The sequence below is a fragment of the Mesorhizobium sp. WSM4845 genome, from assembly GCF_055811455.1.
Map to the genome: position 1 here is coordinate 1 of NZ_JBVVQA010000054.1, position 26391 is coordinate 26391.

Below are 26391 nucleotides of genomic sequence, written 5' to 3' on the forward strand. Positions count from 1 at the left end.
TAGATGCCTGTCAGGTTGATATGTTCCCAACTCAGCGGCGAGATATGCTTCAACAGCGTATCTGGAATGTTTCGCCCCCCTCGTTTCAACTGTGTGGCCCGCGCGGTCGAGATAGACCGTGTTCCAGTGTACGATCGCGCTGACGACGAGGCGCGCTTGAGCTTGTGTGCTGCTTCGCCCTTGTTGAGGCCGGCTTGGCAGCGTGCCGGGCTTGAGTACCATTCAATCATGAATATGGATCGCTCGATCCTGCCCAGGTCCCGCAGCGCCCTTGCGAGTTGGCTTTCCTTCGGAGATGCCGATAGCTTTTTCAGGATCGTCGAGGGCACAACTGCGCGAGTGGCGATCGACGCCGCTAGATGAAGCAGATCATCCCAATGGTCGAGGATCAGGGTGGTGTTGATCGATGTGGTTCGACAGCGCCGGATAGGCATCGCTTTTCTCGAATGTGTGGAACTTCCGACCCTTGAGGTTGCGCAGTCGCGGCGCGAAGCGCTTACCGATCAGGGCGAACAGCCCGAAGACGTGATCGCTCGCACCGCCAGTGTCGGTAAAGGGTTCTGTCGCAAATCGTGCTTTTGGTTACAACGGGACGCTTTCGCGCCGATGATCATGCTGCAAGGATTTCGAACTGCTCGGCGATCGAGGGACGTGGATTATAGGCGAACCTCGCCTGCCGTTTGCGCATCATGTGAACCATCTCGATGCCGGAAAGGACGGCATCGGCACTCGCCATCGACTTGAAGCCGAGCATTGACCGAGTGCGGCGCTTGATGCGCCGATGGTCCTGCTCGATCTGATTGTCGAGGTACTTGCTCTTGCGGATGCGGATCGGCTTCAGCGCTCGTCGCGGTCGATTCCGCAGACGGTGTTCGGCGTCGCAGGAAATGATCGCCTCATGATTGGTCGGGCTGCCGTCGATGACGGTGCGATCCGGTGCCGTGGCGCTCCAGGGCCTTCCGGAAGAAGCGCTTGGCTGCCGGCAGTCGCGGTGTTCGCTGAAGAAGAACTCGACCGTGTCGCCGACTCCGTCGACGGCACGATAGAGATACATCCATTGGCCGCGTATCTTGATGTATGTCTCGTCCATGTGCCACTTGCCGGTGACGGCGAAGCCCGGGATCAAACACCTAGGCTGCCAATCTCTCGCGATTTCTGGTTTCCACAGGCTAATGACAAACAGTGTCACCAGCGGCGGATCGTGCAGTTCCCGGCGTCCCCGCCTCTTTTTGAGGACCAGCTTTGAACACGGAGAAGTTTGGCAGGTTTGACCAGGGAGATTTTTCGAAATCGAAGGAGTCCGGACGTCGGATACACTGCGGCTATCCCTCTGCTTCAACTGGTTCGTGCCAGGCGATACAAAGCGGAACGGCGGAGAGGCCCTTCCCATCCGCCAGATGATCGCGGCGATTGTGGTCGAATATGGCCTCGACCGTGGGCGTATCTTTATCACCGGCCTCTCCGCCGCGAATATAGAAGGAATCCAATATCCCGCCGGTTGAATGGGTGCTCCGCACGGAAGGATCATTGATCATCACGTCGGCCACCGTGCGCGCGCCCTGATTCTCGATGGTCTGCGCCGTGTAGCTGCCTATGTTGAACGGCGTATCCATGATGTCGCCGAGCAGGCCCAGGCGTCCCCCTCGCGCAACTTGTCCCCCGGGATACGCTTCCGGCAGGGTGCCGATCGTTGCGGTCAGGGGCACACCGCCTAGCCCCTCCACCACGATGCGTTCGAGCACCGTCGCTTCCTGCGCAGCTGCGTCCTGACCGATCACGGCCAGCGCAGCGAACAGCCCAACAGATTTCCTCATGCAAATCCCCTCATCGGCATTGACCAAGATTATTTGCCTTGTCCTGAAGGGAGCTGGGTTTGGTCGGCTAGGAGGCGTTGCTAGATAACATGACCTGTCAACAATCAACGTGCTGCTTCTTGTTCCCCACCTTCTAAACAGCGCCGGGAAGATTCGGCCGACAATGCTCGTAAGCCATTTGTTGCCTTTTCGAAAAAGTTCGGCATCCTCGCCACGGATTCGGCAGGCCCGGCTTGGTCGGACCATCCGGACGATTCTTTCAAGACCGTTGGTGGACTGAGGGAAGCTCTTGGCGGGCGATTTGGACACGAAGCGTTGGAAGAGCTATGTCCGTGTGGAACTGGGCGGGCGCGACAAAAGGATCAATATTCGACCCGAGCGGCGGCCGAGTGTCTTCTCCGCAGCTGGCCGACGGAATGGGGTCCGCGCCACAAGCAGGCCCGCGAGGCCTGCATCGCGGTCCGGAAGGCGAGCAGCCGCCGGAATTTGCGCGGCAGGCTTTCGTCGAGGCCGCCCGCGAGGCCGGAATACTGGTCGTGGGAGTTTTTCCCGGCTGACGCGTCGAACGAAGCGTTCGGGAGGCAAACCGCCCGTCGATAGCGAGAGCCAAACGTCTCGGAACGCGCGCAAGGGTAGTGGCTGAGCTTGAAATATGCGAACTCGGCATAGGCGTTGCCGCATATCGGCCCGAGCTCCTATGGCTCGGAGAGCGGCATCTAAGGCCTCGACGCATATCTGCGGACGAATTCGTGGCCGGGATGTGGAGGCGCTCGCCGCGCCGGGCTGCCTTTCGCGGACGATCGCGACGACCAATGGTGCACGCCTTTCAGGCATAGTGCGATGCCGCCATTGGCCCCTTGAACGGTCAAGTCGGACACGCGTAACATCGCCATCTGAATTGAGTCTGCTTCATTCGTCCGGGCTAATGTCCGGATTGGTCTGGGTATTTCCCTTGCGCACGGATGCAACCAGCGGCGCGGCGAAGCGCGGCAAATCGTTTGTCCATGTGGCGGAAGCCTCCTGGGGCAAAGGCCTCAGCACCCTGCTGCGTATCGTGCGAATGACGCTGCGCCATCCCTGGCAAGTCGCCATCACCATCGGTTCGACCTTCATTGCCGCGACGCTGCAGCTTTTCATTCCGAGCTTGCTGGGACGCGCCATCGATCAGGCGCAGGGCGTCTTGACTGCTGGTGCTGGTCCTGCGGCAGAGCGCGCGCTGTGGAACACGGCGCTCACGCTGCTCGTCGTCAGCATCCTGCGCGGCCTCTTCACCATGGCGCAGAACTACTATGGCGAGGCCGTCGGCCACCGGACCGGCTATGAACTGCGGCTGGCTTTCTATGAGAAGATCCAGCGCCTGAGCTTCTCCTTCCACGACCGGGTCCATACCGGCGATCTCATCACGCTCGGCCTGCTCGATCTCGACGGCGTGCGCATGTTCTTCTCCACCGGCATCCTGCGCGTCGTGCTGCTCGGCGTGCTGATCGGCGTCGGCGCTTATCTGCTGATCAGCACCGATCTCGTGCTCGGGCTGCTCAGCCTGAGCTTTGTGCCGTTCGTCGCCTGGCGGTCCTCGGTCACGCAGCTGGCGCTGCGCAGCACCTGGCTGACGTTGCAAGAGCGGCTGTCGGTGCTGAGCCGGGTGATGGATGAGAACCTCGGTGGCATCCGTGTCGTGCGTGCTTTTGCGGCGCAGCGGCATGAGCTGGAAAAGTTCGACCGCGCCAAGCAGGATGCGCTGGACCTCGCCAACCAGCGCGTCGGCATCCGCGTCAGCAACACCAGCGCCATGAATTTCTCGTTCCTCGCCGCCATGGGCTTGGTGCTCTGGTTCGGCGGCCAGAAGGTGATTGCGGGCCAGATCAGCGTCGGCACGCTGGCCCAGTTCCTCACCTTCATGACCATATTGCAGATGCCAGTGCGCCAGCTCGGCCTGATGGTCAATTCATTCGCCCGCGCTTCGACCTGCGGCACGCGACTGTTCGAACTGCTGGACACCGAACTCGATATCGAGGATGCGCCCGACGCCAGGGACCTTGTCGTCACTGACGGTGTGCTGCGCTTCGACAACGTCGGCTTCCGCTACGCGGGCGCTGGCCGCCCGACGCTATCCGGGATCTCCTTCGAGGCAAGATCCGGCGAGACGATCGGCATTGTCGGTCCGCCCGGCAGCGGCAAGTCGACCATCGCGCACCTGATCCCGCGCTTCTACGATGTGACGTCAGGCGCCATCACCATCGATGGCCAGGACATCAGCAAGGTCACGCTGCAATCGCTGCGCAAGGCGGTCGGCGTGGTGCAGCAGGACGCATTCCTGTTCACCACCTCGATCGAGAACAACATCGCCTACGGCAATCCATGGGCGCGCGAGACCCGCATCGGGCAAGCCGCCGAGTATGCCCAATTGCACAACTACATCATCGGGCTCCCGGCGGGCTACACCACAGTCGTTGGCGAACGCGGCGCGTCGCTTTCCGGCGGCCAGCGCCAGCGCCTGACCATCGCCCGCAGCCTGATGCTGCGGCCATCGGTGCTGGTCTTCGACGATTCCACTGCTGCCATCGACGCCGGCACCGAGCAGCGTATCCGGGCAGCGATGAAACGCTTCGCCAAGGACCGCGTGACGCTCATCATCTCGCACCGGCTGAGTTCACTGATGCATGCCGACCAGATCCTGTTCGTGGAGGGCGGCCGGATCGTCGAGCGCGGCACGCATGAGGAACTGCTGGCGCTCGGCGGACGTTACCGCGCCCTTTACGACCTGCAGCTGCGGCCGGACGATGACCGACCCGTTGTAACGGGAGCCGCGTGATGTCGACACATAGCGGCGACGAGAAGGAAGACACCAGCGGGCGGCCGACAAAGGCGGTCGTCGGCTCGCACCGCGACGAGGAAGAAGTCTTCGGCAAGGTCTATGATCCGCGCATCCTGCGGCGCATCTGGAGCTTCGTGAAACCGTATCGAGGCCGGATTTTCATCTCGGTCGCCGCAGTCCTGGTGTTCACGCTGACGCAGCTGGCGATCCCGCTGGTCATCCGCTACGCCATCGACCACGGCATGGCGGCGGGCAGGCTCGACCAATCGGTGATGATCTGGGCGACGGGCGCCTTCGCGACGATCATCCTCATCAACTACGGCGCCAGCTATGTGCAGGAGAGCGTCGTTGGCAAGGTGGCCGAAAACGTGCTCTCCGACCTGCGCCGCGCCATGTTTAGCCACCTGCAGCGGGTCTCGTTGAGCTTCATGGACAAGACCGAGGTCGGCCGGCTGATGTCGCGCCTGCAGGGCGATGTGAATTCGATGCAGGAATTCCTTGAAACGTCGGTGATGTCGGTGGGCGACATCGTGCTGTTGTTCGGCATCGTCAGCGTCCTGCTCTGGCTCGATTTCCGGCTCGGACTGCTGACGCTGTCGACCATGCCGGTGCTGTTCATCGTGCGCCTGTTCTGGCTGCCGCGCGCCAAGGTCGCCTTCATGGCGGCGCATGAAACCAACTCGATCGCCAACGGTGCGCTGGCCGAAGGCATCCATGGCGTGCGCACGGTACAGAGCCTGGAACGCCAGCATGTCAATTTCGATCTTTATGACGAGAAGGTGCTGGCCAATCTCAATGCCCATCTGAGGTCGGCCAGATATGCGCAGGTGATGGTGCCGATCGTCGACACGCTGACCGGGTTCGCCATGGCGACAGTCATCGTCGTGGGCGGCTCGATGGTGCTGTCGCGCAGCCTCGACGTCGGCGTCATGGTGGCGTTCCTGTTCTACATCCAGCGCTTCTTCGACCCGATCCGCTCCCTCACAATGCAATACAGCGTGATGCAGCGCGCCATGGCTTCGGGCCAGCGCATCTCAGAAGTGCTCGACGTGCCGGTGGACGTCAGCGATAAGGACAATGCTGTTAAGCTGTCGCGCGACATGGACGGCTCGGTCGAGTTCAGGAACGTCACCTTCGGCTACCGGCAGAACCAGCCGGTGCTGAAGAACGTCTCCTTCCGCGTCAACCCGGGCGAGACCGTAGCACTTGTCGGCCCGACCGGATCGGGCAAGTCCAGCTCGATGGCCCTGGTGCACCGTTTCTACGATGTCTGGTCGGGTCAGGTCCTGGTCGGCGGGCACGATGTGCGCGACCTGACACAGGATTCGCTCGGAGAGCAGGTGGCAATGGTGCTGCAGGAGCCGTTCCTGTTCTCAGGAACGGTGCTGGAGAACATCCGCTATCATAAAACCGGCGCCAGCCGTGAGGAGGTGGTCCGCGCCGCACTAGCCGTCGGCGCGCACGACTTCATCGAGAACTTGCCCGATGGCTACGACACCGAACTCGAGCAGCGTGGCGGCAATCTCTCGCTCGGCCAGCGCCAGCTGATCAGTTTCGCGCGGGCGCTGGTCGCCGACGCCAAGATCCTTGTGCTCGACGAAGCCACGGCCAGCATCGATTCCTATACGGAGATGCTGATCCAGAAGGCGCTGATAAAACTGCTGGAAGGCCGGACAGGGCTGGTTATTGCCCATCGCCTGGCCACCATCCGCGGCGCCGACCGAATCATCGTACTGCAGAACGGCGAGATCGTCGAAAGCGGCAACCACGAACAGCTGATGGCAAAAAAAGGCCTCTACGCCCGTCTCTACAACATGAACTACGCTTCGTTCGACGACATTTCCGAGGAAGAGATGGGAATGGACGCGGCCGTCGGCAAAGCGACGTGAGCAGGCCTCGCTGGGCCGGACAGATAGCCCCTGCCGCCCTCTGCTAAGTGGAAGTAATGACCGTGCACAGAGATTCTGACTTTCTGGCGTTGGCTTGGGGAGGCGACTTATTGGTGATAGCAGCCCCACCGCCGCCGAAGCCGTAAATCGCCGTCCTGCACTTCCCCAGCATGAGCGGCGACGCCGAGCAGGAATATTTCGCCAAGCCGTCTTTCATAGCAATGGCGATTTCAAGCCGGACTGCATCCGGGTGCGCGGATCGTTAAAATATCCGCCCATCCTTCTGCAATGTCTCGGGAATGGCGATATCGATCCTGTCGAGCGACATTGTTCGTGCTTCCTGCGAATAGAACGGATTTTGGCGCAAGGAATAGCGATTACCGCGCCCGGAGACAACCGGATACGCAAACACTTGCCGCGCTATTTATGGCTTTATGGTGTACCCGCAAAATCAGAAAATCGAGGAGGAACGAATGCGCGTCGGCTGCCCCCGGGAAATCAAGAACCACGAATACCGTGTCGGCCTGACGCCGGGATCGGTCCGCGAATATGTCGCGCATGGCCACGAAGTGCTGGTCGAGACCGGCGCCGGCGCCGGCATCGGCGCTGACGACAACGCCTATCGCGCCGCCGGCGCCACCATCGCCAAGACGGCCGCCGACGTGTTTGCCAAGTCCGACATGATCGTCAAGGTCAAGGAGCCGCAGCCCAACGAATGGGCCCAGCTCCGTGACGGCCAGATCCTCTACACCTATCTCCATCTCGCTCCGGATCCGGAGCAGACCAAGGGCCTGCTCGCCTCGGGCGTGACGGCCATCGCCTATGAGACGGCCACCGACGACCGCGGCGGCCTGCCGCTGCTGGCGCCGATGTCGGAAGTCGCGGGCCGCCTGTCGATCCAGGCGGGCGCCACCGCGCTGCAGAAGGCCAATGGCGGCCGCGGCGTTCTGCTCGGCGGCGTGCCCGGCGTGCTGCCTGGCAAGGTCACTGTGCTCGGCGGCGGCGTCGTCGGCCTGCATGCCGCACGGATGGCGGCCGGCCTTGGCGCCGACGTCACCATCATCGACCGCTCGATCCCGCGCCTGCGCCAGCTCGATGATATCTTCGGCGGCCGCGTCCACACCCGCTACTCGACGGTCGAGGCGCTGGAAGAGGAATGTTTTTCGGCCGACATCGTCGTCGGCGCCGTGCTGATCCCGGGTGCCGCCGCGCCAAAACTCGTTTCGCGCGAAATGCTGTCGGGAATGAAGAAGGGCTCGGTGCTGGTCGATGTCGCCATCGACCAGGGCGGCTGCTTCGAGACCTCGCACGCCACAACTCATGCCGACCCGACCTATGAGGTCGACGGCGTCGTTCACTATTGCGTCGCCAACATGCCGGGCGCGGTGCCGGTCACCTCGGCCCAGGCGTTGAACAACGCGACGCTGCACTACGGCCTGCAGCTTGCCGACAAGGGCCTGAAGGCGCTGGTCGACGATCATCATCTGCGCAATGGCCTCAATGTCCACAAGGGCAAGATCACCAGCCGCGCCGTCGCCGAAGCGCTCGGCTACGAAGTGGCGGAGCCCAAAACGGCCTTAGCCGCCTGATATTCCAGGCCCGAAAAGTGTCCTCCTGCCTCGCCCGCCGGTTCCCTGCCGGCGGGTTTTTTCTTTGGTGACGATTGGCAAGAGGCGTCTTCCCCCTCCCCTCTGCGTCAATCTTGCGGTGCAGCCCGTCGGGGCGAAACGCTGGTCGATCCCCCGGCTTTTCTGATGCGACGATCACCCGGGCCCCTCCCCGCGCGTTCGACAGCGTAATGTGGAGAAACCATCCTGAGCCCCATTGTCGGGCTAAATCCAAAGCGCCCACCTTCGTTGCAAAACTACCCTGGCAAGGGCTTTGAGGGAGTTTCGAAATTGGATTGTCTCCAGAGGATAGAGACGTTGATCGATGAGGCCAGCGTGGATGCGATCGATAAGGCGCGCGTTTTGCTGGATCAGTTCAATGGTAGATCAGAAACACTCGCCCAAGCTATCGATGACTTCCTGCTTGATCTGATGACCCTGGTGTTTGTCGTAGAAACCACCCGCGAGAGGTTCCACAATCCGGCGCGGCGATTGGCGCGTGTGAGATTGACCAGGATCAGCCTGTTGTTGGCGTCGTAGTCTGAAACTTAGGGGTCCGTCCCGGTCAGAGAGAGGTCGCACCAGGAAGAAGGCGCCGACTGATTGTCGGCAAATCCGAGCGCACCAAACAGCTACGTTCTCTTGCGGCCGCTGGCCTGGTGGCGAAAAGACGTGCGCCGAGGACCGCTACGGGACTGGCCAGCGCGATTTTTGAGCCAGCACCGCGTCCGCGAGCCAGGGCCCAAGACTATGTTCGGCCTCCGGCAAGAGCCCGGCGTCGAGCATCTTCGCATGCCCCGCGTCGATCTTACTTCGGAAGTATTCCCCATGCCGAGCTATTAAGATCGGCGGCGCGCCGGATCGTTGATCGGCGCGTGCTGCATCTGCTCAAGATGTGGCGGGAATGCCCGGTCGAAGAAACCGATGATCGAGGCCGGAAGACATGCACGGCCAAGGTGCGGGATCCGCTCAGCCGTATTCAACAGCACGACCTTGTAGCCCTCCAATGTACGGGTAATAGGCGCTGGCGAACACGACGTCGTGACCCCCGGAAGGAGAAGAACGACGATCTTGCGCAAACCCTCAAAAGCGCCGCGCACCAGCGCCATTTCGGCGGCCATGGCATCATCGGCAGTGGTAAGCGCGACTGTGGGAATTGCGGGCTTTGTCCTTGCGACCCGATCTCTACTCAAACAGGGTTCGCCCGTGGATTGGAGGCGCCTGTCGGCAAAAAGTTCCCGAACCTGCGATGTTCGGATGGCCACTATGCCACTGCTTTGAGCGGCGACTTGTCTGCCACCTGCACGCGCGCCGCCGCCGCCAGCAGGTCGGTCTGGGTGATCAGGCCGAGGATGCGCCGCTCGGCATCGACGATGACAACCGCATGGCTGCGGCCGTCGGTGAGCACCGGAAGCAGGCTCATCGCCGGCGTCTCGGGCGAGGCGGTGCCCGCCTTAGACATCACGCCCTTCACCGTGTCGGTCGTCTGCGTCAGCTCGCGCAACCCCACGACGCCGGCCAGCCGGCCGTCCGCGTCGACCACCGGCAAGGTGCGAATATTGTGGTCGAGAAGCTGCTTTCGCGCGTCGTCGGCGGCGGCAGTTTCCGGGATCGAGATCACGTCGCACGACATGATGTCCCGGCAAAGCAGCGTTCGGTGCGAGCGCACCATCGCCTGCAACTCGACTTGGCGCAGCAGCCTTTCGAGGTCGTCGCGGCCAATGTCGAAGGTCTCGTCCAACGCGGCGAGTGCTGCATCGACATCCTCGGGCCGGAAGCCGACGCGCTCTACCGGCGGCCGGTCCGCAGTACCGTGATTGTTTGCGGCGGCCACGTGGACATGCGGATAGTTGCGCCGTGACAGAAGATGGAAAATAAAGCCGAGCGCCACCAGTACGGCCGAGTTCAGCGCCACCGGCACGAACGGGAACAGGAAGCCGGCGCTGACCACGGCCGGTCCGCCGAGCACGGCCGTCAGCGCCGCGGCACCGCCTGGCGGATGCAAGCAGCGCGTGAACGACATCGTGGCGATCGCCAGCGCCACAGCGAGGCCGGACGCGATCACCGGGTCACTCACGAAATGCGCCACTGTCACGCCGACCAGTGCAGAGATCGAATTGCCGCCGATAATCGACCAGGGTTGCGCAAGCGGGCTCGACGGCACGGCAAAGAGCAGCACGGCGGAGGCGCCCATAGGGGCCACCAGCAGCGCCACATGCTGGCCGCCGCCCATCGCGAGCCCGCTGATCACGCCGGTCAGCGCGATGCCAATCGTGGCGCCAATGCAGGCGAGCAGCCGCTCGCGTAACGTCGCACCGGCAAGGATCGGAACAAAGAGGCGAAAGGCCATTGTAAGCCCTGGCGCGAGGTGGGATCTGCGCTGTTCGAAATGCCGCCGAAGCCACGGATTTGAAAGTCAAACCAATCCGAATATTTGCGGCCAGTGAGAATATTATTGCGCGCACCGGTTTGTGCGGTCGCCGCCAACGGCTGGTGCTTTTCAAATCGCGTCAGAGCCTGCGCGCGGAGATCTTCTACTGGAATGGATAGTATCGACCTTCTCGATCTTCCGGAGGACGAGCGACTGGCAGCTCGTCGTCAACAAGCTGCGCGGCGGCCTGAAGATCGCCGCCGTCAAGGCGCCGGGTTTTGGTGATCGCCGCAAGGCCATGCTGGAAGACATCGCCATCCTCACCGGTGGCCAGGTTATTTCCGAAGACCTTGGCATCAAGCTCGAGAATGTCGGCCTCAACATGCTCGGCCGCGCCAAGAAGGTGTCGATCTCCAAGGAGAACACCACCATCGTCGATGGTGCCGGCAAGAAGGCCGAGATCCAGGGCCGCGTCGCCCAGATCAAGCAGCAGATCGAGGAGACCACCTCGGACTACGACAAGGAGAAGCTGCAGGAACGTCTCGCCAAGCTGGCGGGCGGCGTTGCCGTCATCCGCGTCGGCGGTGCGACCGAGATCGAAGTCAAGGAAAAGAAGGACCGCGTCGATGACGCCCTCAACGCGACCCGCGCGGCCGTCGAAGAAGGCATCGTTCCCGGCGGCGGCGTCGCGCTGCTGCGCGCTTCGCTGAGCATCAAGGCTGTCGGATCGCCATGGGTATCGTCGATCCGGTCAAGGTCGTGCGCACGGCTCTCCAGGACGCGGCCTCGGTCGCCGGCCTGCTGGTCACCACCGAAGCCATGATCGCGAGGCTCTGAAGAAGGAGTCGGCTGGCGGCGGCATGCCTGGCGGCATGGGCGGCGGCGGCATGGGCGGCATGGGCGGCATGGGCGGCATGGATTTCTAAGGTCCACGCATTTCGACAATTTGAAAGGGCGGCAAGCAATGCCGCCCCTTCTTCGTGCCCATTCCGCCAGTTGTCAGTGACTCGCAAGCCGGGTATATGCCCGCCAAGGTTGGTGCTTATGCTTGAACGGATTCTGCCTTTTTTCGTGGGGCTGGCTTTACTGTTGGGTAGCGGCTGCGCGCGCAGCGATGATGGTACGGTGATTATTCCGAGACCGCTTGATGCCAGGCGATTCTTTGACAAAGAGCCGCCCCACCTGCAGCAGCCACACATCGAAACCAGCGAGTTTCCGGTTGCGCCACAGGAGCCGGAAAGGCTCGAACCGCGCCGTACGGCAAGTCACAAGACATCAAACAGACGCGCATCGCGGATCGCAAGTCCTCCGCTTTCCGCTTATGAGCCGCACAAGCCGCTTGTCTGCAAGAACGTCAGCAAGCCTGGCAAGCGATACCGTGTGGTTTGCGAATAGGGCACTTGGTTTGGCCAGCGGACTACCCCTCAGGAGCCTCGCGGCGCCTTTCCGGATCAGGTTGTGCCCGGCCCGCTCGCGGTCGTCCATCAGGGCGATGTTGTGGATCGTGCGAAACAGCATCAGCCGTACAAAGCGCAGAACCACCAGTGGACCGTCTGCCACGCGGCATCAAATTGCCCCCCGGTGAATGAGGACGCAGACACGTCACGGACTATTGATAAATCGGTCCATGATCTCGCCGAAAGCTGCCGCCGCCGCGGGTCTCCCGGCTGCATCCTCGGGTGATGCTCGAGTGAGGCCCGGCAACATGAGGACGATCGCTCATTCGGCTCGGCGTTTCGTGCCCATCCACCTTCTCCCACAGAGGAGGCTGGGATGCAGCGCCTTCAAAGTGAGGAACAAATCACCTTCGCCGCGAACCTTTCACATTGTCTCGCCACCACCACCTGATGAAGTTTCGGACTCGCGCGGGACGAATCGGGGATCGGCATCGCAGACCATGCGATCGATCTCGTCCCGACGGTTGCCAAAATTGAAAACGAGGCATAATTGCCCAGACATCCAGCTGCTTCGGAGGCTTGCTATGACTTTTGCTCAATCGGTCGGTGCGTTCTTTCGTCGGCTGAAGCCATTCATCCTGCTTTTCCTGTTGACTCAGTTCCTGGTCAGGCTGGCGCTGTCGCTGGTTTCGGCCAAAGACCTGTCTTTCCATCCGGCCGACTGGCTGGCTCCTTTCTTCACTGGCATCTGGTTCGATATCGTCACGCTGCTTCCAATCCTCGTGGTCTTTCTCCTCTTCCCGCTGCTCCTGCCAGTTTCGTGGGCCGGAAAGCGGTTTGACCGCGCAGTTAGGCTCTCGGGCTTCGCAATCTTCCTGTTTCTGATGGTCGTGCAGGGGGTCAGCGAGTATTTCTTCTGGGACGAATTCACGACGCGCTTCAATTTCATCGCGGTCGACTACCTCGTGTACACGCAGGAAGTGATCCAGAACATTATGGAGAGCTATCCGGTCGTGCCGCTGCTTGCCGGCATCGGCCTGTTGGCGGTCGGCGGGACCTATCTGCTCCGCCGCCAGGTGAAGGCAGGCTTCGCGCCGCATCCGCCGTTCATGAAGCGGCTGGCGGTCTTTGCGACGATAACGGGAATGGCCGCCGCCGGCGTATTGGTGACGCCCGATTCGATCACACGGCCGATGCCGAGCGCGATCGCCCGCGAACTCGGGGGCAACGGACTCTATGGTTTGGTTAGCGCCTTCTTCTCGAATGAGATCGATTTCGCGAATTTCTATCGGACCATACCCGAGAAACAGGCGGCCGAACGGACACGCGACCTTTTAGCGGAAGATCACGAGCCGTTCGAAAGCACCGATTTAAACGACATCACGCGTGACATTCGAGCCGAGGGGCCGATGCTGCGCAAGAACGTCATCCTGGTCGGCATGGAAAGCATGAGTGCGGAGTTCATGGGCACATTCGGCAATCCGAAAAGACTGACACCGAACCTTGACCGGCTGGCGTCTGAAGGCCTGCTTTTCACGGAAATGCGGGCGACCGGCACGCGCACCGTGCGCGGGCTTGAAGCGATCGCTCTTTCAGTCCCGCCGACCCCGGGGCAATCGATCCTGCGTCGCCCCGGCAACGACAATCTCTTCACCATTGGCTCTGTGTTCCAGGATTCGGGCTACGATACGCGCTTCCTCTATGGCGGCTACGGCTATTTCGACAACATGAACGCGTTCTTTTCCGGTAACGGTTTCGGTATCGTCGACCGCGCTACGATGGCGGCAGGCGATGTGCATTTCGCCAATGCGTGGGGCGTTAGCGATGAGGATCTCTATGACGAGGTGATCCGCCAAGCCGACGCCTCGGCGAAAGCCGGCAAGAACTTCTTCAGCTTCGTCATGAACACGTCAAACCACCGGCCCTTTACCTATCCAGCTGGCGCCATAGACATCCCATCGCCGGGCGGGCGCGACGGGGCGGTCAAATATTCCGACTACGCGATCGGGGAACTGGTCAAGAAGGCATCGGCGAAACCGTGGTTCAGGGATACCGTTTTTGTCTTTGTCGCCGATCATACGGCGAGCGTCGCAGGCAAGGTCGAGCTCGACATGAACAAATACCACATACCGTGCATCATCTGGTCGCAGGGCTTTGTCGAGCCCCGCCGGATCAACCGGCTGGCGAGCCAGGTGGATATTGCGCCGTCGCTGCTTGCCCTGCTGCAGGCTAGCTATCGCAGCCGCTTTTTCGGCGACGACCTGATCGAAGCGGACGAACCGGAGCGGCCGGTCTACATCTCCAACTACCAGAAGGTGGCCATGATCCTGCATGGCCGCACGACGATCCTTGAGCCCAAGAAGCAAATCGTCCAGATGAAGGGTGAGGAGGTGCAACCTGAAAGGGCCGTCGACCACAACGCGGTCGAAGATACCGTAGCCGTCTATCAATATGCCTCGCACTGGCGTGATATTTCACGCCGCATTCCAAGTGTTCTTGACAACGGCACGCGGGCACTCGGCCGGTCCGGTGTGCATCGCCTGCCAAACCCGAAGCGACGCGCGCCTCCGTCCAGGACCACACCCACCATACCGGTGCCCTAACAAAGCCACCGTGCCACAACGTCTTAGGAATGCCAGGTCTGCTCCGGTGATCGCCAAGAGGTGTGAGGACCTTAACAATCCCTTGCAAGACCTTTCGTGGTGGCAACGGCAATGGCCGGAACGGGTCCAGCCTGTCGTGGAAATACGTTGATTTGATAACGTGATTCCCGATCAGCGAGGTGAGTCGGGCTGAAGCGGTTTGTCGGGGCGAGGATCGCCGGCAAGCGGCACTGCTTCCGGAGTGCCTGGACGATTACGTGACGCAGGACAATCCGGGGTGGCGACGGGTGCATCGTGGATCTGCTACTTTCGCGCGCTCCAGTTTGGGAGACGCAGCACGCGTTGCCCCTGTCGACAAACTGAGCCTCGTGCTGGTGGCGGTGTTCGGAGTGACATTCCTCAAGGAAATCGTTGTCGAACTGGGCAGGGGTTGCCTTGATCGCAACAGGCGCGGTTCTGGTACGCTATAAAGCTTATTGCTCCGTCTTTAAGATCAGAACAGCCAAAAAAAGGTGGGCAGATAGCCAGCTACCTGGAGGTATTCGATGCCTTCGATGGCTGGAAAGATCGCCAGAAAATAGAGGGCATCGAAGAATGTACTTCTTAATGCGTTCGTGGAGAACGTGTGCTGATGCTTGTCCTGATGCAGCCACGGCTTGGGCCAGAACCGCGGCGTTCTTGCCACATATGCTTCGAACTCCGGACCAAATTTGTCACGAAGAAACGTCTCTTCCTTTCGGGCAGTCATCCCGAAAACCGCATAGGTGCACACCCCCAGAGCGGATGCAACGATGAGCGATCCGAACATGAGGCCGATGCCGAATGCTCCGATCGTCGAAAACAGATATAGGGGATTGCGCGTGATCGAGTACGGCCCGCTAACTGCCAATTCGCTGTTCTTCCGCCCCCCGACATAGAGGATGCTCCACAACCTCCCGAGTATGCAGACGAGGATCAGAACAAAACCGATCATCTCGACGACCTCGTGAAGGCTAGATGCTTCATCCCAACCGGGGCGAGAGAATAGCAGCGAGCCAATCGCCGCTATGCTCAAGGCCCGGACGACCAAAAGTCTCTTCCGCTGATTAAATGGTTGCGCGGCAATGGAAGCGGACATCATGGTTCCTTCGACAAAGGCTTTTTCGGGGGCTCGCGCCAAGCAGTGCATCCAATGTCGACCGATCTGTCAGAAATGTGACGCGCTGTCCCTTTTCCAGGCGGCGACTGCTCGGTTTCAATGGCAAGCTCGATAGCCGATTGCAATAGGCCTGACCCTTGGCAGATCCCGATGTCGGCAGCCCTTTTGGAACTTGCCGGAAATTAAGGTCTCGGTGGATAAACCCGCATGGCTTTTGCTGGCAGGAAGACCGATGCGCGGGCGTGGATGGATCAAGGCGTTGCGTCAGGACGACGCTCGGCAGGTGCGTGCGCGCATTGCGGAACTGGAGCGCGACCTCATAGCGCCCACACCTCAAGGACGCCCTGCCGCGAAATTCCGCAAGGAACCGGTTGCGCACCCGATCTATCAACTCGGCATTGCACCGGGAGTCGAGGTCAAGACGCTCGCGGATTTGCGCGGCAAACGGATTGCTTTCAGCCCCGGTCAGGCGCAAGGCGCGCTGGTGTTGAGGGTCCTGCAGGCCGCCAGCCTGGAAAAGGAGGATGTCAATCTCATCGAACTGCCCAGCAAAGGCGATGCCTATCCGGTGGCACTTGCCGGCAAGCAAGTCGACGTCGCGCCGATCTCGGACGTCCTCATCAAGCGCTACCTGCGCCAGTATGGCGCCGACGGAGCTGCCACCATCCCGCACGGCTTGCGCGATGATCCAGCCCATCTCTATGCCCCACAAGCCGTGCTTGCCGACCCGGCCAAAGCAGCCGCTCTCGGCGAATATGTGCGCTACTGGGCGCTAGCCGCCCGTTGGGTGGAAGAGCATGCCAAGGAGTGGATCGAGGGATACTACGTCGCCACCCAGGGCCTCAACACAGAAGATGGCCAGTATCTGGTCGACGCTGATGGTCGGTTCGACATCCCCTCCGACTGGAACGACGTCATCTCCGTTCCGAACGATGTCCGCGAAATACTTAGCTCCGGGCTGAACCGACGGCCATGTCGCCGCCTGACGTGCCTGGGTCGGCGGAGTTGTCACGTTATCGAGCGGTGATCGAACTGCCCCCGCGGCACTCCGAAATCTCTTCGTCACCCCGCATCAAGAACGATCCGCCCTGGCGACTCACATTCACCGCATCCGCGCAATAGCGCATTGGAAAGCCGTGACGGGCGCGGTTGCCTGATCTTGGAAAGCCGCGGGGGCAGTTCGATCACCGCTCGATAACGTGACAACTCCCGCTGAGTCTCACCTTGTTTGTCGCCGCGCAGGCCTTCAGGCGTCTCGAGAGTTATGGATGAGATAAACTTGTCTGAATTGGCCAAACACCACGTCGGAATGTGGTGTTAGCTTCACCTCGGCCGTGTAGTGCTCACCGTTAATTCCGAAGTGTACCGGCTGCTCTTGGTTGCGCTGGTCCGGTAAGAACCCGAGTTTACACAATTCTAGATTGATTTCACGCGGCATTGGTTGACCGCCATTGTCCCAGCGGTGGTGGTCCCACAAGGGGCCAACGAGGTATCCGATGTCTCGATGTGAGCGGAGAACCGACGAGGACGCCTTACCAGACTGCGCCGATCCGCTCGACGTCGTTCCGACGCAACATTTTTTAACCGCCTTCCTAACTCCTGACTTAACGCGCGACCACAGTGAACCGTCTCTGCCATGCAGGCCGGACTGCGGCGGCATCCGCATCGACCCGCCGATGTCAGTGTGCCGGATCATCTTTCCATGGTCATCTGCGGGCGTCGCATCAGGTTGCAAGTTGCCTGGGTGCTGTTCTTGCACGGCAGTGTACTCCTGCATCGAAGCTGCCATGCTGAATTGGTTTATCGAATTGAGTTTCAAACCACTCTCCTTTGAACATGGACTTTTCGCAGTCCCCGAAGCTAGTAGCGTCTGGTATCCGGCCTCCGGACATTCCTGCCACCACAAAACTCTTCCGCCGCCTTTCGACAGACATCCGAGTAGAATTTAACGGCATCCTCGATCGTGCACCCAGCGTCCGCGGAACAGCCACCCGCTATCTCATGGAGCGTAGGCCGGATCGAGCTCGTGTCGTCGTAGTTGCGTTGAGGCACGCTCCTGTTCCCTTGAGAGACATTCCCGTCCGCTCATTAAGCGCGCATGGTTGATGCAGACGACGGCGGTTGGCGCATGTGAACGAGTCGCCGGTCTAACGCGGAAAGCCGTAAAGTTGTTATTCCCGATCGCATCTCACCGCTCCTCTATTAAAGTCCATGATGCAGCCTCAACAGCGGGTTAGAGGAGGCATCGATTATTACATCGCCGTCCCCGATAATGATGCCGCCCTTCAAGCGCGACAGACTCTTATCGCCTGCGATCGGCCTCGGCTTGTTCAAAAGGCCTTGAAGGCCATCCGTAAGCCCTAACTAAACTAGGGTAATAATGCTGCCAGGGCGCGAGCCCGATACTCCGGCTCGTCAATTCCGTCGGCAAGGGCAGCGATGCGCCCTTGTAGATCGGGGGCAAGCTCTGCCAAGCTTGGCCGAAGGCCTTCGAGAGCACTTACGAGATACTCGGGGGCGACGCTCTTGGCCAAGTCAACGACGCGCCGCTGCAGTTCGGGCGCAAGCCTTGGTAGGCCGGCTCCGAGGCCCCATAAGGCCGAGGCGCGATTGGCGTCGTCAAGTCGCTCGGCACGGACGATGAGACGCTTCTGCAAATGGCGCGAAAGCCTCGCCACGCCGGCTCCAAGGACCTCGAGGACCGAGGCGCAATGCTCCGGGTTGTGGAGCCTCTCGACCTGGCCGACGAGACTCTGCTGCAACTCGGGCGCAAAATCAGTGATACCTGTTACGAGCCCGCTGAGGGCCAAGGCGCGATAGTATGGTTCGTCAATGCGCTTGGCGACGGTCAGGAGACGCTGCTGTAGCTCTGGCGCAAGCCTTGCCACGCCTGTTCCGAAGCCGCGTAGGGCCGAGGCGCAATGCTCCGGGTTCTCGAGCCTCTCAGCGAGTTCGACGAGGTGCTTCTGGAGATTGGACGGAAGCTCTGCCACACCCACTCCAAGGGCCTCTAGAGCTCGGGAGCGATGCAAGGGGTCAAGTCTCTCGGTAAGGTTGATGACGCGCTGCGGCAAATCGCTCAAAAGCCTCGCCACGCCGGCTCCAAGGACCTCAATGAAGCAGGCGCAATGCTCCGGGTTGTCGAGCCTCTCGACGTGGCCGACGAGATCCCGCTGCAACTCGAGCGCAAAACCAGTGATACCTGTTCCGAGCGCGCTGAGGGCCAAGGCGCGATACTCTGGTTCGTCAATGCTGTCGGCGACGGTCAGGAGACGCTGCTGTAGCTCTGGCGCAAGCCTTGCCACGCCTGTTCCGAAGCCGCGTAGTACGAGAACGCAATCTTCGGGGTCGTCAAGTTCCTCGGCGAAGACGACGAGACGCTGCTGCAGCTCAGGCGCAAGCCTTGCTACGCCGGCTCCGAGGCCCCATAAGGCTGTGGCGCGATTTGCATTCTCAAGTTTCTCGGCGAGAAATAGAAGATGCTGCTGCAGCTCGTGCGAAAGCTCTGCTATTCCGGCGCCGAGGTCCCCTAATGCCGAGCCGCGATCCTCGGGGGCGTCAAATTTCTCGGCGACGATAACGAGACGCTTCTGCAGCTCGGGCGGGAGGCTAGCCAAGTCCGCTCCGATCTCCTCCAGGGCCGATTTGCGCATCTCAAGCTCGTCATGCTTCTCGACTAGTTCGACGAGATCATCCTTCTGCTTATTTAGGAGGCAATTGAAATTGTGCGCCAGTGATTGGATCACGCCAGAATACATCAGCCCAGCCAAGGGATTTGCTCCCGGTTGCTGTAACCTTCCCCAGATGCCCTGAACTCGGGCAGCCCTTTGACGACTTTCTTGATATGCCGGAAGTGGCTGGACGACATCACGCAGCTCAGGACCTAATTGCGTCAAGCTCAGCAGATCGATCGGATCAAGCCTCTCAGCTGTGTCACCTTGTTCAAACAGTAGAGAAAGGATACTGCTGGGTTGCTCCTCCCTGGCGCGTGGGCCTTGAAACTCAGAGCGCGTCTGCGCCACCACAGAGCTGGATGCTCCGCCGGCTTTTTCAAGCCGAACAAGCGGCCCGGCGGGAGGATCGTCCGTGGTATCAAGGTCGATGGCACTAAACAACGGCATGGGGGCCTTGCCACGCACGTCAATGTTCCTCATGATTCACCCCTAATGGATCAACGACTATTATGCCCATCGGGAACCACGGCCCATCGGGTGCGTGATCGTGGCAGGCATATCCTGATGTGCAAATAATGCGCCACTTCAACGCCCTTATTGTGTGCAAGGCCGCTGCTGATGGACTTGTGCCGAAAACATCCGGTGAGCTCGCGGAATCCTGATGGCATCTCTGTCCGAAAGCAGACAGCCGAATGTCAACGGATTTGTGGCATTCCGCACTAAAAGCGGATAATCGGACATGGTTCACGATCAACGCTCCGCCCTATCAACATATTTGGCCAGCCTCCTTTCTGCCGGGCGTGTGGTCTTTGGTCTTTTCGATTGAGGAAGCTGAGCAAGCCTTTAGGTGTGTCGCGCGGGGCTCGACGCTGCTGAGCGCCTGCAGCGCCGGAAACTGCCGGTGCGCGAAATCGATGAGGAGAGTGAAACGGACGGGAGCGCTTAGCTTTCGTCTCTCCAGATGACCCGCCGTTCTTGATTTCGACCAAGCGTCGGAAACGGATCGCCACCAATTCCTGACCGACGGAATGGAACAGGTTCCGCGCTCATTGATTCCTTGCGACCGCATTTTCGCATCGCGCTGGCGCCTGCGCATGGGCGATGAGCGGCTGACGGCGCTGCTGCAGGAGAGCCTGGCGGCGGCGACCCGGCTGGGGGGCGGCCAAGCCGGCCGACTTCCGCGCGGTGATCGTCGACACCAGCGTGCAGGAGAAGGCGATCACCTTTTGACCAACGCCAAGCTGATGCATCGCGGCGAACGGATGGTCAAGCTGGCCAGGAAGCATGGCATCCGCCTGCGCCAGTCCTATGCGCGGGTCGGCAAGATCGCGCTGATCAAGCATCAGCGTTATGCTCACGCCAAGCAGTTCAAGCGGGCCAACCGGGAGCTCAAGCGGCCGCGCACCATGCTGGGCGCGGTGATCCGCAACATCACCCGCAAGATTGCCGGGCGGCCGGAACTTATGGCGCCCTTCGGTCTGACGCTGTCGCTGGCCCGCCGCGTCAGGGACCAGCGCCAGCGTGAACGCGGCAGGAAGGTCTACTCCCTGCATGCTCCCGAGGTCGAATGCATCGGCAAGGGCAAGGCCCACAAGCCCTATGAATTCGGCATCAAGGTCTCGGCAACACGGCTTCGCCTCACATAGCCATCTGTTGGCAACGAATTCGTCCCTGCTGCTGGTCCCACAGCATCGGAGCACTCCCGCCCTGCAGCAGCGTCGAACGCCCCATTGACAGTCCGCGCGCCAATTCAGCAGCCGAGCCAATGAAAAAACCACCGCCGGCCCACGTCAACTGCTCCCATTTCGCTGTCTGCCCGACGGTTGCGGCTGAGCTGACGGCGTTAGGCGGCGGCCCATATCGGGGGCTAGCCACTCGAGCTTTTCGCGCAGCTCCTCCGTCAGCGCCCTTGCGTCGGCGTCACTGTCAACCACCCTGGGGTTAAGCAAAATCAAAAGCTCAGTTCGTTCCTTGGCGTTTTCGGTGCTGCCGAACAGTCCGCCCAAAAGCGGAATGTCCTTCAGCACAGGAACCCCAGAATTGGCTTGGTTAGTGCTATCTTGCATCAATCCGCCGATTGCGATCGTGTCGCCGTTTCGGGTCAATACGGTACTCTGGAGGCGGCGCACCGAGATCACCGGGGATTGAACATTGGTAAGCGTGTTCCTGTTGCCGGTGCTGACCTCCTGAAACGTGTCGAGTGTTATACTACCACCGGCACCGATTCTGGGCGTAACAGCCAAGATCACCCCTGTGTCGCGCATCTCGACGTCGCTCACGATCGGTGAGTTCTCGTTTAGGGTGGATTGCGATGATCGCACGAGGATCGGGACCTGATCGCCCACCTGGATCGTGGCGGTTTGATTATCGACCGCAAGAATGCGCGGCGCGGAGACAACCTTGACCTCCCCAAGCGCACTTAGCCCATGTAACACAATGTTGACGTCCGTGCCGGGAAACACATATGATAGGCCGCTTGGAACTGCGCCCAAACCCCTAGTAGAGAGAAGATAGTCCACGCCGTAGCGCAGACTGTCATTCAGCCGCACCTCGGCGATGATGGCTTGGATAAGGACCTGCCGAGGCTTGACGTCGAGTTGACGGATCGCGGCCTCAACAATCTTGTAGTCGTGCGGTGCTGCGAGTACTACCAGCGCGTTCTGTCCGGGGTCTGTCTGGATCCGCACCGGCGCCGAGAGGCCAAGACGGTTCGCTGGTATCACAATTTCGTCCACCGGATGCGTTCTCGAGACGATCGCATCTGGCATTTCGGCCGGCAGACCTGGCGCATTGACCGGCAGGCTAGCTTGACTGGATGCGCCGCTTCCCAGCGATAGGTTGCCGAACATTCTCGCGGGCTGTGTAGGCGGGACAGCACTGGGCGCCTCAGCGATGAACATTTGCGCCAGCACATGCGCCGCTTCCGAAGCCCGCCGGTAGAGCAGTGGACGCACGTGAATGTTTGCCGTCGCCTCCGACGCACTATCCAGTTTAGCGATCGCCTGGCGGACTTGCTTGAGAGCTGCAGGATTTTCTGCCACAACAAGGATACCATTCAGTCGCTCTAGCGCCGCAAATTGGATAAGCCCTCTCTCTTGGCCATTTTGCGTAAACAACAAACTGAGTTCTCGCTCAATTTCGGCCGGGCTCGCTTGAAACAGCTTATACAGCGCGAATGACTTGTGAAGCATGGCGTCGGTATCAAAGAGGTCGACCAGTTCCCGCACAGAACTCAGCGATCCGGGCGGGCCACTCACAACAATTCCTCTCCCTCCGGGAGCTAGCGTGAGACGCACACCCTCCTGCAAGTTCGGTCGGACTACCCCGATGACCTCAGTCGGGTCAACATACCGCACCGGAATAATTTGAACGCTGCTCTGGATGCCGCCCGCGAGGTCAGCCAAGCGCCCCACCCGCACTCCTTGATCACCCGCAGCCAGTCCATAGCCGTGCGGCGCAAGGGCTTTGTCTAGAAGCCGCGGCACCTCACTCACGGGCACCTGGCGGGCTGTATGAAGGGTCATTTTCCCTCCAACGCCAGGATCGATGACAACGGGCATGCTCATAATATCACCTACGACATCCTGCACCACCTGGCGGATGTCGGCATTCGGATAGTCAAGGCTCACCCGCCCGCTATCCGACACCACGGGCAGCTTCCGTTCCCCTGTGGTTGCCACTGGCTGGGCTTGCCTCTGCCCAAGCACTTCAAAGCCGTTAGTCTGCGGTCCGCGACGTTCTCGCAAAGACGCGAAGCCAGGCGGGACGAAAAACGGCCTGTCCAGCAAAACCCCGCGCTCGGCAATCGCACCACTGCCGGAGCACCCCCCTAAAGGTAACAACAAACAGGTGAGACAAAGCAATGCAGTATTCCTGCCAATAGCCATCCGTTCACCCTTTATGTGACCGACTACAAATGCCACTAGATTCCCGGGCCAGGAGTGATCGCCTCGGCCTTGAGCCCGCTCTTATCTGATATTGGCGAGAATGTTGTCCTTGGCTTTGCCATCCTTGGCCACCAAATTGCTCGCGAGTTCAACACACTGATTTACCTTGTCCATCAAGGACTGCAGGCGAATCAGCGCCATCTGCGACTCGCTATTTACGGTATCGATGCGCGCTTTGAGATTGGAGATGGCGACATCGAACTCCGACTGGACACCGGCGTGGGTCGGGACCTCCTCCTTGATGCCGTGCAGCGACAATTGCAGCGACAACATATACCGGGTGTACGGGTCTATAGGCTTGCTGCCCCCGTCTATAGGGATGCCGTTCTCGAGCATCCACTGATAGACCTCTTGGGTCTTGCCCTGCGCGTCCACAAACGTGCCATACTCTTTGCTTGCCTTGTCGTCAGTGGGCCGGTGGGCGCGTAGCGCGGCGAGAGCGGAGTTAGCGGTTTTCAGCCAATCGGTCCGCTTCTGCATGTCTGCGAATTCGTCTCTAACTTGATCCTCGAGATTGTTATACCGATCTATCTGGAGTAGCAGTGCCAACGCGGCCAAGCTGCCCCCACTCCCGGAAATATTGGCCACATCGCGATAAAGTTGAGTGCTGAGGCTCACGTTTGAGATTGTCACTGACCTTTTCCTTTGTAGATTTAACTTGTTCCTGCTCTCATCCCATATTGGCGATCTTGCTCCTCGTGTCAGCGTCCGAGCGTCTCACTTCGGAAAGCTTTTCCAGAACATCCTGGATCATCTTTTCATACGCCGATTTGAATTCACTCTCGTCGTCGGCGCGAGAGCGCATCTTGGTACCCTCCGCTTCCAGCTTTGCCTTTTTCTCCTGTTCAACGGTTGCCCCCATTTTGAAGGCGGCACCTGGGATCTTACCGACCTCGGTCATGCCCGTGGCGAGGCCGCTCCAGATCATGGTCGTCTGGTGGGCGACCTCCTGGGCTCTGTAGATCCTAGTCAGGTCAACGGGGGGCGGCTGGCTAGCCCCCGGGGATGGCTCTGGGACCAGCTTCGGTTCAGGCTGCTGCAGGTCAGCCCGGAAACTCGTTTCCTTCAAACCGCTGAGCTTCGCATCGAAGCGAGTCTGTGCTTTGCTCGCACCCATAATACTGACGCCCGCACCGGCTATCCCGAAGGCGGAGGCTAGGAACGTGCCGACCAGATCACATATCCCACAAGCGCGGAGGGCCTTGGCAGCAGCTTCCTGTGCGGCAATATCGCAGTCACGCGCGGCCTGCCGGTCCAGTCTTGCAGATTCCCGGAACTTCAGACTGAGGCTGTGCAGCAACGCAACAACTGCATATATATCAACCGAGGCGAGCCGTGCTCCCAGAGCGGTTTCGGCACCATTGTTTTGGACGACGATGTCTGGCAGCGCTGGCGAACCGGCCAATGTCGGCATGAAAAGATCGGCTGGTGTTGTTATCAGTTCGCCGTACCTAACTCCCATGCCATTAGACGTCGCGGACATAGGTAAAAAGGGCCGATGTTCATCCAAATCGCCGCCCGGCAGACGAGGGCCGCGACTGTCGTTTGCTTGTGCGACGGTGTGTAGCATGCATACTCTCCTAGCGTTCTGGTAGGTCTGGACAGCTATTATCGCTCGTCAGCCGATATGCCGTATGACAGTTGACGCGGATCGACTCTGCTCCTCGATGGCATCGACAACTTTTTGCGTCATGGTCTTGACGCCGAGGACCAATTCCTGGATGCGCGCCATTTCGTCCTCTTGAAGTCGGGCCAGCTTGGCGACGAATTTCCTGATATCCAGCGTCTCCGCCTGGACGTCCGTCGCCTGCTTCTTGATGATTCCGCTCGCAGCCCCTGCGAAGAACTCGGCTACCGAAGCAGTACCTTCGCCCGCCCGAGCCGCTGTCGCAAGGCGCTGACTTGCCATAGCAATCTTCGCCACCTTATCGCCCTGGCTTGTGATCTTCGTGGCAATGCTCGTCACCGCATTCCACCCACCAGACACGGCACCGGCACCCAAGCTTGCCAGCGCAGAAGCAAGGAGGATGAAACCCGTAATGACAGTGGCCCAAGACTCGGCCTGACCCTGCGCCATCCCCAGGTCTTCGATCAGGCTCTTCGCAATGGCCTGTGTCATCTTTTCGATGACCCCCGCCTCGGTCAGGGTCCCCACGGTCACTGCCACTGCTGCAGCCGACACGGCAAAAATCCCGCCGGTGACCATTGCCGCTACCACCGACAGCGCGACCGCAATCCATCCAAATATCCTCATGGCGGCCGAACTCTTCTTCGCTTCCCTCAACTTCTCCGCCGCATCGACAATTTTTCGGGCGATTTTCTCGTTCTGCTGCCGCTGCAGTTCACCCCGGTGCCGCACGTCCTCCATACCCGCGGCAGTCTGGGCGTCGTCCATCTTCATCTTGAGGGCTAGAAACTTCGCTGCCAGTTCCATCGCGTCAAAGGCCCGTGGTGGGGGCAGCATCGGCGCCGCATCCGACGCCGGAGCACCGACAACCACTGGCGGCAGCGCAAGTTCTGCGCCCGATTTTCTGGAACCGACCGAAAAATTGCGGTTGGGTGGGTCGATCCGAGTTAGCACCCTGGGCTTGAGTCGCATTTCACCGATCGGTTCCGTCATGCTCACCTTATGCATCGCAGGCTCCTTTAAACGCTGCTTCGGACCTGAGCTGGCGCAGCATCAGCGACGCGCGCTGAGCCAAAGCCTTATGCTCGGGCTTTCCACCGCTAAGCTCCAATACGCTCTCAAGCGCGCTCACAGCTGCCACCCGCTGATCGAGCTTGATGAGGCATTTCGCAGCGCGAAGCGGGATCTGCGGATCCTCCTCATTCAGCAGCGCAGCCAGTCCATATGCACGCACGGCACTTGCCGAATCGCCGGACATTTGACTGGCAGCACCGAATCCGAACCAAAATCTCGGGTCCATGTACCGGTGCATGCAGAGAAAACGAAAGAAGATCAGCGCCTCGTCATATCTACCAGAGGAATAGAACCGATGGCCGAGCGCGTAGACTGCCTCGAGTTCGTCATCCGTTATCCCAATGACAGCGGCCAAATCGGTACGCCCTGCGATGATCTCTTCGGTAAGCCGCGCCAGCCGTCCGGCCTCAGTAATGTCCACTTCGCCACCGCCCC

Annotated in this window: 19 protein-coding genes and 7 pseudogenes; 13 read left to right on the plus strand and 13 right to left on the minus strand. The window is 60.4% G+C overall.

Annotated elements, in window-relative coordinates; translation table 11 throughout:
* Positions 1-564 (minus strand): annotated as a pseudogene (locus AC0L2C_RS32995) (Tn3 family transposase); the annotation flags it as partial.
* A gap of 46 nt (positions 565-610) precedes the next feature.
* A complete protein-coding gene (locus tag AC0L2C_RS33000) occupies positions 611-1090 on the minus strand; it encodes an IS6 family transposase (protein WP_473525401.1) in 480 nt (159 codons plus the stop codon).
* 235 nt (positions 1091-1325) lie between these two features.
* Between AC0L2C_RS33000 and AC0L2C_RS33005 the strand changes: the two are divergent.
* Positions 1326-1466, plus strand: a pseudogene (locus tag AC0L2C_RS33005) (extracellular catalytic domain type 1 short-chain-length polyhydroxyalkanoate depolymerase); the annotation flags it as partial.
* A 48-nt stretch (positions 1467-1514) separates the two neighbouring features.
* On the opposite strand, the pseudogene AC0L2C_RS33010 reads toward AC0L2C_RS33005, so the two are convergent.
* Positions 1515-2060, minus strand: a pseudogene (locus AC0L2C_RS33010) (hypothetical protein); the annotation flags it as partial.
* A gap of 69 nt (positions 2061-2129) precedes the next feature.
* On the opposite strand from AC0L2C_RS33010, the gene AC0L2C_RS33015 reads away from it, so the two are divergent.
* The 5 genes from AC0L2C_RS33015 (at position 2130) to AC0L2C_RS33035 (ending at position 8665) form a co-directional block, all read left to right on the plus strand.
* Entirely contained in the window at positions 2130-2414 is a 285-nt protein-coding gene (locus AC0L2C_RS33015) for a DUF982 domain-containing protein (protein WP_473525402.1), read from the plus strand.
* 325 nt (positions 2415-2739) lie between these two features.
* Positions 2740-4626, plus strand: a complete 1887-nt coding sequence (locus AC0L2C_RS33020; RefSeq protein WP_473525403.1) for an ABC transporter ATP-binding protein — start codon at positions 2740-2742, stop codon at positions 4624-4626.
* Positions 4626-6518 (plus strand): ABC transporter ATP-binding protein, encoded by a 1893-nt coding sequence (locus AC0L2C_RS33025; RefSeq protein ID WP_473525404.1) that lies wholly within the window; start codon positions 4626-4628, stop codon positions 6516-6518. The genes AC0L2C_RS33020 and AC0L2C_RS33025 overlap by 1 nt, the downstream gene beginning before the upstream one ends.
* A 473-nt stretch (positions 6519-6991) precedes the next feature.
* Positions 6992-8107 (plus strand): alanine dehydrogenase, encoded by a 1116-nt coding sequence (gene ald / locus AC0L2C_RS33030; RefSeq protein ID WP_473525405.1) that lies wholly within the window; start codon positions 6992-6994, stop codon positions 8105-8107.
* Positions 8108-8443: 336 nt separating this feature from the next.
* Complete coding sequence (locus AC0L2C_RS33035) at positions 8444-8665, plus strand: hypothetical protein (protein ID WP_473525406.1); 222 nt, start codon at positions 8444-8446, stop codon at positions 8663-8665.
* Positions 8666-8964: 299 nt separating this feature from the next.
* On the opposite strand, the gene AC0L2C_RS33040 is transcribed toward AC0L2C_RS33035, so the two are convergent.
* Together AC0L2C_RS33040 and AC0L2C_RS33045 are read right to left on the minus strand one after the other, a co-directional pair.
* Positions 8965-9246 carry a hypothetical protein gene (locus AC0L2C_RS33040; RefSeq protein ID WP_473525407.1) on the minus strand — a complete coding sequence of 94 codons (282 nt, stop codon included), beginning with the start codon at positions 9244-9246 and terminating at the stop codon, positions 8965-8967.
* A 143-nt stretch (positions 9247-9389) separates the two neighbouring features.
* Positions 9390-10475, minus strand: a complete 1086-nt coding sequence (locus tag AC0L2C_RS33045) for an HPP family protein (RefSeq protein ID WP_473525408.1) — start codon at positions 10473-10475, stop codon at positions 9390-9392.
* A gap of 241 nt (positions 10476-10716) precedes the next feature.
* Here AC0L2C_RS33045 and AC0L2C_RS33050 point away from each other — a divergent pair.
* The 4 genes and pseudogenes from AC0L2C_RS33050 to AC0L2C_RS33065 all read left to right on the plus strand — a co-directional run.
* Positions 10717-11422: pseudogene (locus AC0L2C_RS33050) on the plus strand (TCP-1/cpn60 chaperonin family protein); the annotation flags it as partial.
* Between the two features lie 118 nt (positions 11423-11540).
* On the plus strand, positions 11541-11891 hold the full coding sequence (locus AC0L2C_RS33055; protein WP_473525409.1) for a hypothetical protein: 351 nt from the start codon (positions 11541-11543) through the stop codon (positions 11889-11891).
* Positions 11892-12477: 586 nt separating this feature from the next.
* Positions 12478-14496: an LTA synthase family protein gene (locus AC0L2C_RS33060; protein WP_473525410.1), complete on the plus strand. Its 2019-nt coding sequence runs from the start codon at positions 12478-12480 to the stop codon at positions 14494-14496.
* A gap of 271 nt (positions 14497-14767) precedes the next feature.
* Positions 14768-14967 (plus strand): annotated as a pseudogene (locus AC0L2C_RS33065) (EamA family transporter); the annotation flags it as partial.
* A 22-nt stretch (positions 14968-14989) separates the two neighbouring features.
* On the opposite strand, the gene AC0L2C_RS33070 reads toward AC0L2C_RS33065, so the two are convergent.
* Complete coding sequence (locus AC0L2C_RS33070) at positions 14990-15655, minus strand: methyltransferase family protein (protein ID WP_473525411.1); 666 nt, start codon at positions 15653-15655, stop codon at positions 14990-14992.
* Positions 15656-15866: 211 nt separating this feature from the next.
* On the opposite strand from AC0L2C_RS33070, the gene AC0L2C_RS33075 reads away from it, so the two are divergent.
* Both AC0L2C_RS33075 and AC0L2C_RS33080 read left to right on the plus strand, forming a co-directional pair.
* Positions 15867-16661, plus strand: coding sequence for an ABC transporter substrate-binding protein (locus AC0L2C_RS33075; protein ID WP_473525412.1), 795 nt, complete (start codon positions 15867-15869; stop codon positions 16659-16661).
* A gap of 13 nt (positions 16662-16674) precedes the next feature.
* A pseudogene (locus AC0L2C_RS33080) lies at positions 16675-16791 on the plus strand (IS6 family transposase); the annotation flags it as partial.
* Between the two features lie 89 nt (positions 16792-16880).
* Here AC0L2C_RS33080 and AC0L2C_RS33085 read toward each other — a convergent pair.
* Both AC0L2C_RS33085 and AC0L2C_RS33090 read right to left on the minus strand, forming a co-directional pair.
* The gene (locus AC0L2C_RS33085) at positions 16881-17453 is read right to left on the minus strand and encodes a hypothetical protein (RefSeq protein WP_473525413.1); all 573 of its coding nucleotides are present in this window, start codon (positions 17451-17453) and stop codon (positions 16881-16883) included.
* A 550-nt stretch (positions 17454-18003) separates the two neighbouring features.
* Positions 18004-19788, minus strand: a complete 1785-nt coding sequence (locus AC0L2C_RS33090; protein WP_473525414.1) for a hypothetical protein — start codon at positions 19786-19788, stop codon at positions 18004-18006.
* Positions 19789-20339: 551 nt separating this feature from the next.
* Between AC0L2C_RS33090 and AC0L2C_RS33095 the strand changes: the two are divergent.
* Positions 20340-20930, plus strand: a pseudogene (locus AC0L2C_RS33095) (transposase family protein); the annotation flags it as partial.
* 168 nt (positions 20931-21098) lie between these two features.
* On the opposite strand, the gene AC0L2C_RS33100 reads toward AC0L2C_RS33095, so the two are convergent.
* The 5 genes from AC0L2C_RS33100 to AC0L2C_RS33120 form a co-directional block, all read right to left on the minus strand.
* Complete coding sequence (locus tag AC0L2C_RS33100; protein WP_473525415.1) at positions 21099-22937, minus strand: secretin N-terminal domain-containing protein; 1839 nt, start codon at positions 22935-22937, stop codon at positions 21099-21101.
* Between the two features lie 339 nt (positions 22938-23276).
* On the minus strand, positions 23277-23888 hold the full coding sequence (locus AC0L2C_RS33105) for a hypothetical protein (RefSeq protein WP_473525416.1): 612 nt from the start codon (positions 23886-23888) through the stop codon (positions 23277-23279).
* Between the two features lie 37 nt (positions 23889-23925).
* Positions 23926-24825 (minus strand): hypothetical protein, encoded by a 900-nt coding sequence (locus AC0L2C_RS33110; RefSeq protein WP_473525417.1) that lies wholly within the window; start codon positions 24823-24825, stop codon positions 23926-23928.
* 48 nt (positions 24826-24873) lie between these two features.
* Positions 24874-25890: a type III secretion system translocon subunit SseC family protein gene (gene sctE, locus AC0L2C_RS33115; RefSeq protein WP_473525418.1), complete on the minus strand. Its 1017-nt coding sequence runs from the start codon at positions 25888-25890 to the stop codon at positions 24874-24876.
* Positions 25883-26391: SycD/LcrH family type III secretion system chaperone (locus AC0L2C_RS33120; RefSeq protein WP_473525419.1), on the minus strand; the 509-nt coding region annotated here is incomplete at its 5' end. The genes AC0L2C_RS33120 and sctE, both read right to left, overlap by 8 nt.

Excerpts from the sequence above, each read along its gene's own strand:
- AC0L2C_RS33000 (WP_473525401.1), bottom strand. The coding sequence starts at position 1,090 with ATGGACGAGACATACATCAAGATACGCGGCCAATGGATGTATCTCTAT.
- AC0L2C_RS33020 (WP_473525403.1), top strand. The coding sequence starts at position 2,740 with ATGTCCGGATTGGTCTGGGTATTTCCCTTGCGCACGGATGCAACCAGC.
- AC0L2C_RS33025 (WP_473525404.1), top strand. The coding sequence starts at position 4,626 with ATGTCGACACATAGCGGCGACGAGAAGGAAGACACCAGCGGGCGGCCG.
- ald (WP_473525405.1), top strand. The coding sequence starts at position 6,992 with ATGCGCGTCGGCTGCCCCCGGGAAATCAAGAACCACGAATACCGTGTC.
- AC0L2C_RS33040 (WP_473525407.1), bottom strand. The coding sequence starts at position 9,246 with ATGGCCGCCGAAATGGCGCTGGTGCGCGGCGCTTTTGAGGGTTTGCGC.
- AC0L2C_RS33045 (WP_473525408.1), bottom strand. The coding sequence starts at position 10,475 with ATGGCCTTTCGCCTCTTTGTTCCGATCCTTGCCGGTGCGACGTTACGC.
- AC0L2C_RS33055 (WP_473525409.1), top strand. The coding sequence starts at position 11,541 with ATGCTTGAACGGATTCTGCCTTTTTTCGTGGGGCTGGCTTTACTGTTG.
- AC0L2C_RS33060 (WP_473525410.1), top strand. The coding sequence starts at position 12,478 with ATGACTTTTGCTCAATCGGTCGGTGCGTTCTTTCGTCGGCTGAAGCCA.
- AC0L2C_RS33075 (WP_473525412.1), top strand. The coding sequence starts at position 15,867 with ATGCGCGGGCGTGGATGGATCAAGGCGTTGCGTCAGGACGACGCTCGG.
- AC0L2C_RS33090 (WP_473525414.1), bottom strand. The coding sequence starts at position 19,788 with ATGAGGAACATTGACGTGCGTGGCAAGGCCCCCATGCCGTTGTTTAGT.
- AC0L2C_RS33110 (WP_473525417.1), bottom strand. The coding sequence starts at position 24,825 with ATGCTACACACCGTCGCACAAGCAAACGACAGTCGCGGCCCTCGTCTG.
- sctE (WP_473525418.1), bottom strand. The coding sequence starts at position 25,890 with ATGCATAAGGTGAGCATGACGGAACCGATCGGTGAAATGCGACTCAAG.